9 protein-coding genes and 1 pseudogene are annotated in these 8,889 nt (G+C 61.2%); 1 reads left to right on the forward strand and 9 read right to left on the reverse strand.

Annotated features, from left to right (window positions below; all coding sequences use genetic code 11):
- The 5 genes from AACS24_RS01655 to AACS24_RS01675 all read right to left on the reverse strand — a co-directional run.
- Positions 1-845 (reverse strand): D-2-hydroxyacid dehydrogenase (locus AACS24_RS01655; RefSeq protein ID WP_108572153.1); only part of this gene is annotated, 845 nt, incomplete at its 3' end.
- Between the two features lie 131 nt (positions 846-976).
- A complete protein-coding gene (locus tag AACS24_RS01660; RefSeq protein WP_108572154.1) occupies positions 977-1,741 on the reverse strand; it encodes a DUF3530 family protein in 765 nt (254 codons plus the stop codon).
- Positions 1,742-1,875: 134 nt separating this feature from the next.
- The gene (gene efp, locus AACS24_RS01665; protein ID WP_005335100.1) at positions 1,876-2,442 is read right to left on the reverse strand and encodes an elongation factor P; all 567 of its coding nucleotides are present in this window, start codon (positions 2,440-2,442) and stop codon (positions 1,876-1,878) included.
- A gap of 45 nt (positions 2,443-2,487) precedes the next feature.
- Positions 2,488-3,696 carry an elongation factor P maturation arginine rhamnosyltransferase EarP gene (gene earP, locus AACS24_RS01670; protein ID WP_108572155.1) on the reverse strand — a complete coding sequence of 403 codons (1,209 nt, stop codon included), beginning with the start codon at positions 3,694-3,696 and terminating at the stop codon, positions 2,488-2,490.
- Between the two features lie 96 nt (positions 3,697-3,792).
- A complete protein-coding gene (locus AACS24_RS01675; protein WP_108572156.1) occupies positions 3,793-4,836 on the reverse strand; it encodes a GMP reductase in 1,044 nt (347 codons plus the stop codon).
- Positions 4,837-5,231: 395 nt separating this feature from the next.
- Between AACS24_RS01675 and rloA3 the strand changes: the two genes are divergently transcribed.
- On the forward strand, positions 5,232-5,726 hold the full coding sequence (gene rloA3 / locus AACS24_RS01680) for a retropepsin-like aspartic peptidase RloA3 (protein ID WP_181364279.1): 495 nt from the start codon (positions 5,232-5,234) through the stop codon (positions 5,724-5,726).
- 38 nt (positions 5,727-5,764) lie between these two features.
- On the opposite strand, the gene AACS24_RS01685 is transcribed toward rloA3, so the two are convergent.
- The 4 genes and pseudogenes from AACS24_RS01685 to AACS24_RS01700 all read right to left on the reverse strand — a co-directional run.
- Positions 5,765-7,201 (reverse strand): ATP-binding protein, encoded by a 1,437-nt coding sequence (locus AACS24_RS01685; protein WP_108572158.1) that lies wholly within the window; start codon positions 7,199-7,201, stop codon positions 5,765-5,767.
- The gene (locus tag AACS24_RS01690) at positions 7,198-7,884 is read right to left on the reverse strand and encodes a response regulator (RefSeq protein WP_108572159.1); all 687 of its coding nucleotides are present in this window, start codon (positions 7,882-7,884) and stop codon (positions 7,198-7,200) included. The genes AACS24_RS01685 and AACS24_RS01690 overlap by 4 nt, the downstream gene beginning before the upstream one ends.
- An 83-nt stretch (positions 7,885-7,967) precedes the next feature.
- Complete coding sequence (locus tag AACS24_RS01695) at positions 7,968-8,600, reverse strand: tetratricopeptide repeat protein (protein WP_104014076.1); 633 nt, start codon at positions 8,598-8,600, stop codon at positions 7,968-7,970.
- 1 nt (position 8,601) lies between these two features.
- Positions 8,602-8,889: pseudogene (locus tag AACS24_RS01700) on the reverse strand (SDR family oxidoreductase); the annotation flags it as partial.

The following is an 8,889-nucleotide window of genomic DNA, read 5'->3' on the forward strand; positions in this document are numbered from 1 at the left end:
AGGATGAAGTGGGGGTACTGCAGCGCCTTCATCAAGGGATGGTCGGGGGGCGGTGGCTCGACGCTTGCCACATCGAAACCGGCGCCGCCGAGGCGACCGTTGGCCAGCGCTTGTAGCAGCGCCTCCTCATCCACCAGACCGCCGCGGCCGACGTTGATCAGCAGGGCGCCCGGTTTCATCAGGTCCAGCTCCCGCTCGCCAATCAGGTTGCGGGTGTAGGGGGTGAGCGGGCAGTGCAGGCTGATCACATCCGAGCTTTGCAGCAGCTCGTCGAGGGGCAATCGATCCTCGTCATGGCTGCCACCGATCTGGCTCTGGGCGTAACGCACCGTCATCCCTATCCCTTTGGCCCGCTCGCCAAGCGCTTGACCGAGTGTCCCCTTGCCGATGATGCCCAGCTGCTTGCCGTGCAGATCCATGATGTTGTGATCGAAGAAGCAGAACTGGCCGCTCTGTTGCCAGCGCCCCTCCAGCAGCGACTGGCGCCAGCAGAAGAGGTTGCGCGACAGGGCCAGCATCAGTGCCATGGCGTGTTCCGGCACCGAGGGGCCCGAGTAGTTGCGGATGTTGCATACCCCGACGTTGGCAGCGCGGCACGCCTCCAGATCCACGTTGTCGCTGCCGGTGGCGGCGAGCGCGATGAGTTTGAGCTCCGGCAACTGGGCCAGTTCGGCGGCGCCGATGCGTACCTTGTTGATGATGGCGATGCTGGCATCTTTCAGCCGTTCGACCACCTGTTCCGGGGCAGTGCAGGGATAACTCTGCCAGTGGTGGGGAAAGTCGGGATGATGCAGGGTGATGCCCGCATCCAGGGTATCGCTGTCGAGAAACACAATCTGCTGCATGTACCTTCCTGCCATATTCGGGTTTGAACCGTCATGATGCCAAAAAGGGCGCCATCAGAGCCAGTATGCCGCGCCATGGCGGGTGGGCTTTCTCCGGCAGATGTGATGTTGCGCGCGCTTTGTGGCGCGGGTCAGAGCCAACCCAGATGGTTGAGCCACCCCTGAATGCGGGTGGGGGTTTCGCCCAGTTCCATCAGGGCGTAGGGGCGATAGTTGAGCTTGTGGCTGCGGCGGCTCTCGGCCTGACGTGCCTCGGCCGCCAGCAGCGGCCAGCGGCCGCCATCCTCCTGATAGAGATCCAGAGTAGGGATTGTGCCCTGCGCTATCTCTTTTGCGAGGATCTGGTTGCTCTGCTGGTCGGGGAAGAAGCCATCGAGCAGCACCAGCGCATCGGGGGCGGGCAGCTGTTCGCTGGCGATAAGGTTGGCAGTCCAGGCTGCGCCGGTGCCTTGCGCCAGGATCAGCTTGAAGCCCCCCTCCTGCAGCTTGGCATCGGCCAGCTTGCTGATCCGCTCGGCCAGTTGCTTGCGAAAGGCGTCGCTCTCCTTGGCTCTCTTCTCGGCGGCAGGGTCGAGCTCGGTCTGTTGGGGAGAGGGGAGCAGCAGCAGGGTATCAAAGCCCAGCTGGCTGAGGGCTCGGGTCAGTTGCCAGAGCTGACCGCTGCGCTGCCAGTCGGGCAGCAGGATGGCGAGACCCACATAGTTGTCGCTATCGTGCTTGGCAAACAGCACCGTCTGTTTGTCGATCTGGGTGGCTTCGGGTTGCCCTTTCCAGTCGCTCGCTTGCCAGTGATCGAGGGGGAGTGGCTCTGCGATGGGCGGCGCAACGTCGCTCGCCTGCGCGACATGGCCAGCCAGCATGGTCAATAACAGCAGTGATAAGGATAATCTGGCCATAGTGTGCTCCCCCGGTTATCTGGGTTAGCGGCGGCGGCGCGATTTTCTGAAGGGGGGCGGCGTTATGGCTGCAAACAGGCAATAAAAAAGCGAGCCGGAGGCTCGCTTTTTTGCAATCAATTCAACGTGGTCAATTAGTTGACGCGACGCTTGAATTCACCGGTGCGGGTATCGATTTCGATCTTGTCACCGATCTCTACGAAAGCGGCTACAGCCAGTTCGTAGGTAGTGCCTTTCAGACGGGCAGGCTTGGTCACTTTACCGGAGGTGTCGCCACGGGCAGCCGGCTCGGTGTACTCAACTTCGCGCACGATGGTGGTCGGCAGTTCTACGGAGATGGCTTTCTCGTTGTAGAAAGTCACTTCACACAGATCTTCCATGCCGTCTACCAGGTAGTTCAGCACGTCACCCAGGTTGTCTTTCTCTACGTCGTACTGGTTGTACTCGGTGTCCATAAAGACATACAGGGGGTCGGAGAAGTAGGAGTAGGTGCACTCTTTACGCTCCAGCTGAACAACGTCCAGCTTGTCGTCGGCCTTGAAGACAGTCTCGGTGGCGCTGCCGTTCAGCAGGCCTTTCAGCTTCATTTTGACCACGGCGGAGTTACGGCCGGATTTGTTGAATTCAGCCTTCTGGACCACCATCGGCTCGGTGCCGATCATGACTACGTTACCAGCGCGGATTTCCTGAGCGGTTTTCATGTAAAAAATTCCTGTTCGTGAAACGGACGGATAAAAACTGCCAGATTATATACGGCTTTCCAGAAATTTCACCAACCTCGTGACGAGATCCCCATCCCGAAGCAGCTTCTGTGACCAGAGTCGCCCATGTTGCTGCCAAATCGCGCTGTATTGCGGCCATTGGGCCCAGAGTTCGCGGCAATCTTCACCACGGTTGAGAGCCAGATTGAAGCGGCGCAGCCATTCGGCGCAATCGGCAGGCAGATCAGCAAGATAGTGGTCGAGGAACTGCTCCAGCTTGACCAGATGGGCCTCCTCCTCCTGTTGGTAGATATGCCAGAGGAAAGGACGAGCCGCCCACTGGGCCCGCACGAAGGAGTCCTCTCCGCGCACCAGATTGAGATCGCAGCTCCACAGCAGTCGATCGTAACCGGCCTGATCGGTCATCGGCAGCAGCTTGATGGTGAGGTTGCCCGAGTGGAGCAGATCCCCCGCCTTGGCGGTGGTGATGGCATCTTCAAGGCTCGCGCCGCGCAGCACATCCTGTAGCGAGCGCCCCAGCGGCAGCAGCAGGGTGACGGGCGTGGTGCTTTGGCACCAGCTCTCGACCAGGCTTTGCAGCGCATCGCTCTCGTAGGTAAAGAGGCTGACCCGCAGCTCGTTCTCTTGTCTGGGCGGCAAACCGAGGCTGGTCCAGTAGGCTGCCAGTCCCGCTTCATCTTGCTGCCACTGCTCCCGTTCGGTGATGAGGTCGTGCTCGCACAAAAGGCCGCCGGTTTTAGCCGTAAAGCCCGGGAAGAAGAAGTATTTGTTGAGGCTCTGGTTGCCAACTCGCTGTGGCGAGGCGAGGCCGTGGCAATCCTCGACCCAGCTCTCCGCCGAGAGGTACTCCAGATTGATCCAGCAGGGGGGCTTGGGTTGGCTCGCCATCAGTTCGGCCATTCGTTCAATGAAGGGGGCGGGCAGTTCGCAGGCAAAGGCCTCGATCACCACTCTGGCCGGGGTCATGTCAGTCGGCAGGGTCTCATGCCAGTGCTGGATATAGATGCCATTGACCCACTGGCCATCCTGCGCCGGGTCGAGCCCGGGGCAGATGCGGGCAAAGCTGGCCAGATCGTCCACCCAGAGTCGCACCTGTACCTCATTGCCGTTGGTGGGGATTTTCCCCTCCCGCTTCAGCTGGCGAGCGAGCCGCCAGGTGACGCCGATGTCACCGAAGTTGTCGACGACGCAACAGAAGATATCCCAGTCAAACGGGGGCAGGGGAGTTGTCATGGCTCGGGATCCCAGATGCAAAAAAACCGGTGCGCAGGGTAGCACACCGGTTGACTGGCTTCTAACCGTCAGCGCGTGACGGCGGTCTGCGGCAGGTTACTCCTTGCCGTAGACGTTGTTCTCTTGCTCACGCACCCGGATGAAGGTAGTGCGCTTGGTCAACTCTTTCAGCTGGCTGGCACCGACGTAGGTACAGGTGGAGCGCACGCCGCCCAGAATGTCGCGCACAGCGTTCTCGACCGGGCCGCGGTAGGGCAGCAGCACGGTTTTACCCTCGGAGGCGCGGTATTCGGCGACGCCACCGGCGTGCTTGTCCATGGCGCTGGAGGAGCTCATGCCGTAGAACTTCATGAAGGGTTCGCCGTCTACATCGACGATCTCGCCACCGCACTCTTCGTGGGCTGCCAGCATGCCGCCCAGCATCACGAAGTCGGCGCCGCCGCCGAAGGCTTTGGCGACATCGCCCGGGCAGGTGCAGCCGCCGTCACCGACGATCTGGCCGCCGAGGCCGTGGGCCGCATCGGCACACTCGATGATGGCGGAGAGTTGCGGGTAACCGACGCCGGTTTTGACGCGAGTGGTGCAGACGGAGCCCGGGCCGATGCCAACCTTGACGATGTCGGCGCCAGAGAGGATCAGCTCTTCGACCATCTCGCCGGTGACCACGTTGCCCGCCAGGATGACGTGGCTGGGGCAGGCTTCACGAATTTTGCGCACGAACTCGACGAAGTGTTCGGAGTAGCCGTTGGCCACGTCGACACAGATGAAGCGCAGTGCTTCGGACATGGCGAGGATCTGGCGGGTCTTGGCGAAATCTTCAGCCGAGGTGCCGGTGGAGACCATCACATGGCCCAGCAGCGCCGGATCGGTCTCGTTGACGAAAGCTTGCCACTGCTCAAGGCTGTAGTGCTTGTGTACCGCGGTCATCATCTCGAAACCGGCCAGCGTGCGCGCCATGGCAAAGCTGCCGACGGTATCCATGTTGGCGGCGATAACGGGTACGCCTTGCCATTGGGTCTGAGTGTGTTTGAAGGTGAACTGACGGGTCAGGCTTACTTGGGAACGGCTCTTGAGAGTAGAGCGCTTGGGGCGGAACAGGACATCCTTGAAACCGAGCTTCAAGTCTTCTTCGATACGCATTACAAATTCCTTATTGAGCCTTGTTGAAAGTCACTTTTGCAGTGGCAAATTTTCGGCAGGCGCAAAAAAACCGGTGGTTTTCAGGCCCTCCGGTTTACAACAGTGTAGGCAAAAATCCCTTCAGAACAAGACTGATAATTCGCTCATTGTTGTGGTAGCCTTTGGCGTCACAACCTGAGGTTGGCCACAAGCTTCATCCAGCACCTTATCTTGCCCCCCGTTTACCTCTTTTCTCTCTGTTTTCAACCCCATGCAACCGGCATTGTTGCTGCCACCGACTGTCGTCTGCCGTTGCGGTTGTCCGGGCAGGTTCCGGCTGGTCACAACAAATCGGGTTGACCCCCGGGTTGGCTGTGATAGATCTGGGCGCAATATCGACAAGGCGAGAGATCGTGATGGGCAAAAGATTGTTGAGTGCCGCCATCCTGTGGGGGCTCTGTGGCAGCGCACTGGCGGCAACACCGACCAGCTATGGCTGGGTCGAGAAGGGGCTCATCATGCCGATCGGTGTGGCGGTGAAGATGAAGCTCGATACCGGTGCGCTAACCTCCTCTCTTGATGCGCGCTCCCTCGTCCACTTCAAACGGGATGGGAAACCCTGGGTGCGCTTCATGCTGGATGTGACCGATGCCGACAGCGGTGAGCGGGTCAAGCAGCAGTTCGAGCGCCCGGTGGAGCAGAGCGTGACCATCCGCGGCGCCGGTGGCATTGAGCAGCGGCCGACCGTCACCATGTCCATCTGTCTGGGGGACAAGGTGTACGAGGAGTGGTTCACCCTGCGGGATCGCAGCGACATGATCTATCCGGTGCTGCTTGGCCGCCGCCTGCTGGCGGATCTCGGCCCGGTGGATGCCAGCCGAACCTTTACCGTGCAGCCAAATTGTCATTGATAGCAAACAGCCCGCATCGCGGGCTGTTTGCTTATCGCTTATCTTGCCGGAGGTAAGGGGAGGAACACACTCACTTCCAGCCCCCCCTCCGGCCGGTTGTGGACATCAAGCTCGGCGCCGTGCAGCTGGGCGATGCGCGAGACAATCGCCATGCCAAGGCCGACGCCATCCCCCTGCTGGGGATTGACCCGGAAGAAGCGCTCGCACAGCCGTGACAGCGCAGCGGTCGGAATACCGGGGCCATTGTCGCGGATATCGACCCTGACCCTGTGCCCCTCCTGCCGTACCTCGACGGTGATCTCGCCCCCGGCCTGGGTGTAGCGCAACGCGTTGTCGATGAGGTTGCTGAACAGCAGATCGAGCAGGGTGCCCTGACCCATTACCATCAGATTCTCATCCCCTTCCAGCGAGAGCTGTTGATCCTTTTTCAGGGCGATGGGGGCCAGCGTTGCCAGCGAGGTTTGCAGCAACTGGCTCAGGTTGAGCTCGCTCTGCACCACCCCTTGCTGGTTGTCGATGCGGGCCTGAGTTAGCAGTTGGCGGATCAGCCGGTCGCTGCGATCGAGGGCCTGCAGCATCTTGTGCATCGATTGCTGGCGGCTCTCCTCATCCTCGGCGCTCAGGGCATTTTCACTGTGGATCCGCAGCACCGCTAGCGGGGTGCGCAGTTCGTGCGCCGCCTCGTTGGTGAACTGCTTCTCCCGCTCGATGGTTTCGGCCAGCGCATGCATCAGGCGGTTGATCTCGTTGGTGAGCGGAGTCAGTTCGTGGGCGCCGATCTTGAGATTGAGCGGGCTCAGGTTGGCAGGGTGGCGCTCGCTAATCGCTTGTGCCAGCAGGCGCAGGGGGGCCAGACCTCGGGTGATGAGCCACCAGAGCAGCACCAGCAGAAAGGGGAGGGTCAGCAGCAAGGGCAGCATGGTAAGGGCGGCCATCTTGCTGGCCAGTTCACTGCGCTCGTCATCCCGCTCGGCCACCACCAGCCAGGTGCGGCCATCCTCGTTGTAGAGAGTGAAGGTGCGCCACTGATGGTGATCCTTTTTCACTGTGCTGAAACCGCGGGTGAGCTCGACCAGCGGTTGATCCGGGGCACTGGGGGAGCGCAGCAGCATGACTCCCTTGTCGTTGAGCAGCTGGAAGTAGAGATTGCGTTCGAACTCGTGACCATAGGGGGTGAGTTCCCGATCCTCGCCGCTCAGATTGAAGCTGGGATCCTTGGTCCACTCGTCGGGGTTTTGCACCTCCCAATCCTGATAGATGGTGCCATTGGCTGGCAGCGCGCCTTGCTGGGCAAGATAGCGCTCCAGCAGCTGGTCGGTGATGCGGGCAGACTGTGCCAGCCGTGCATCGAACAGCTCCTCCATCTCGTGGCTCGCCTCCAGATAGCCGATGACGGCGCTGATGGTGAGGCTGAGCCCCACCAGCGTGAGAATGCCGGTGAGCAGAAAGCGGCGGATGGAGCGCGGTTTTTTCATCGGGTGACACTCCGGCTGGCCTGCTCAAGCTGGGGAATGATGTAACCGACACCGCGAATATTGCGGATAAGGTCGCTGTAGAACTTCTTGCGCAAATGGTGGATATGCACCTCCACCGCGTTGCTTTCGGCCCCCTCGTCCCAGCCGTAGAGGCTCTGTTGCAGCTGCTCCTTGCTGAGCACCCGGCCGCTCTGGCTGATGAGCTCTTGCAGCAGCTTGTATTCGTGGGGGGTGAGCTTGACCGGTTCGCCCCGATAGGTGACCTGCTGCGCCTCGGGATAGATGAGGATCTCCCCGTACTCCAGCACGGCTTGCACCTGCCCCTTGCTGCGGCGCACCAGCGCGCGCAGGCGGGCGTTGAGCTCCTGCAGGGCGAAGGGTTTGACCATGTAGTCGTCGGAGCCAGCATCAAGGCCGATGACCCGATCGTCGAGGGCATCGCGGGCGGTGAGGATCAGCACCGGCAGCTGGTGCCCTTCGCGGCGCAGCTTGCGCAGCAGGCTGAGGCCGTCGATATCGGGCAGGTTTAGATCCAGAATGAGGGCGGCAAACTCGTCGCTCTTGAGTGCCGTCAGGGCGGGCAACCCCTGTTGCAACCAGTCCACCGTATAACCGCTGTGGCGCAAGGCATCCTGCATGCCATCACCCAGCATCACATCATCTTCAACCAGCAGGATCCGCATTGTTATTCCCCTTGAAACGACTCTGCCCACCAGTATGCAAGCTGGTGGGCAGAGTTTAAATAGATCTCTGATACGGCAGCACTTTACAGCTTGGCGAGCCGCTCGCGGATCTCCATTTTGCGGCCCTCGTCCGCCACTTCCCGGCCCGGGCGCGCTGGAGCTGCCATCGCCTTGTCGAGATAGGTTTTGGCCTCAGCCTTGCGGCCCTGATCCAGCAGGAAGTCGCCGTAGAAGAAGTTGGGGTCGATGCCGGTCGGGTTGATGGCCAGCGCCTGCTTAAGCAGCTGCTCCGCCTTCTCGTCATCGCCGAAGCCGACCGGCCAGCCGGGCACCTGATAGTAGAGGGAGCCCAGGCTGGTATAGGCGGAGCCATCCAGCGCCTTGGGATCCTGTTTGATGGCCAGCTCCAGCTTGGCCTTGGCCTCTTTCACCAGCCCCAGCGCCCCCAGTCCGCCCTTGGCGCCAGCCCAGGTGCTCTTGACGATGGCCGACCAGATGAGCAGGTCGGTGCGAAATGGCTCCTTGGCACTGGCCGCTTCGGCCTGGGTGCTCAGGGTTTCGAGGCAGCTCTCTTTCGCTTTGCCGCTCTGCTGGTACTGGCAGACGGCCCACTGTTGCTGAATAGGGGCGAGGGCGTCTGTGGCTGCCTGGGCGCAGGTCGAGCCAAGCAGGAGGGCGATGACGCAGGAGGTGGCGGATTTTAGCGCAACGTTCATATCAAAGTTCCTTTTTGGTCGGGATGGGGCGTGAGAGATCGGGCTGCAGCGTCGCGCCGCTCTCGGCCATGCCCGGTTGTTGGCGGGCATAGAGTTTAATGATGGGCAGCTGTTTGGCCAGCGCCTTGTCGACGATTCCGGGCAGCAGGGCATTGAGTCGTACGAACAGCTTCTCCGGCCAGCCGAGCCAGCTGCGGCGGGTCTCGTTGCACAGGGCGATGATGGCCGCTTCGGCTACCTCCTGCGGGCTGTCGGTCTGGGTGCCGAGCGCCGCATTCATCTCGTAGGC

The sequence above is a fragment of the Aeromonas sp. HMWF016 genome, assembly GCF_963878195.1.
Classification (GTDB): Bacteria; Pseudomonadota; Gammaproteobacteria; order Enterobacterales; family Aeromonadaceae; genus Aeromonas; species Aeromonas lacus.

Coding starts and splice junctions, on each gene's coding strand:
- AACS24_RS01660 (WP_108572154.1), bottom strand. CDS start 1,741: ATGGCCAGATTATCCTTATCACTGCTGTTATTGACCATGCTGGCTGGC.
- efp (WP_005335100.1), bottom strand. CDS start 2,442: ATGAAAACCGCTCAGGAAATCCGCGCTGGTAACGTAGTCATGATCGGC.
- earP (WP_108572155.1), bottom strand. CDS start 3,696: ATGACAACTCCCCTGCCCCCGTTTGACTGGGATATCTTCTGTTGCGTC.
- AACS24_RS01675 (WP_108572156.1), bottom strand. CDS start 4,836: ATGCGTATCGAAGAAGACTTGAAGCTCGGTTTCAAGGATGTCCTGTTC.
- rloA3 (WP_181364279.1), top strand. CDS start 5,232: ATGGGCAAAAGATTGTTGAGTGCCGCCATCCTGTGGGGGCTCTGTGGC.
- AACS24_RS01685 (WP_108572158.1), bottom strand. CDS start 7,201: ATGAAAAAACCGCGCTCCATCCGCCGCTTTCTGCTCACCGGCATTCTC.
- AACS24_RS01690 (WP_108572159.1), bottom strand. CDS start 7,884: ATGCGGATCCTGCTGGTTGAAGATGATGTGATGCTGGGTGATGGCATG.
- AACS24_RS01695 (WP_104014076.1), bottom strand. CDS start 8,600: ATGAACGTTGCGCTAAAATCCGCCACCTCCTGCGTCATCGCCCTCCTG.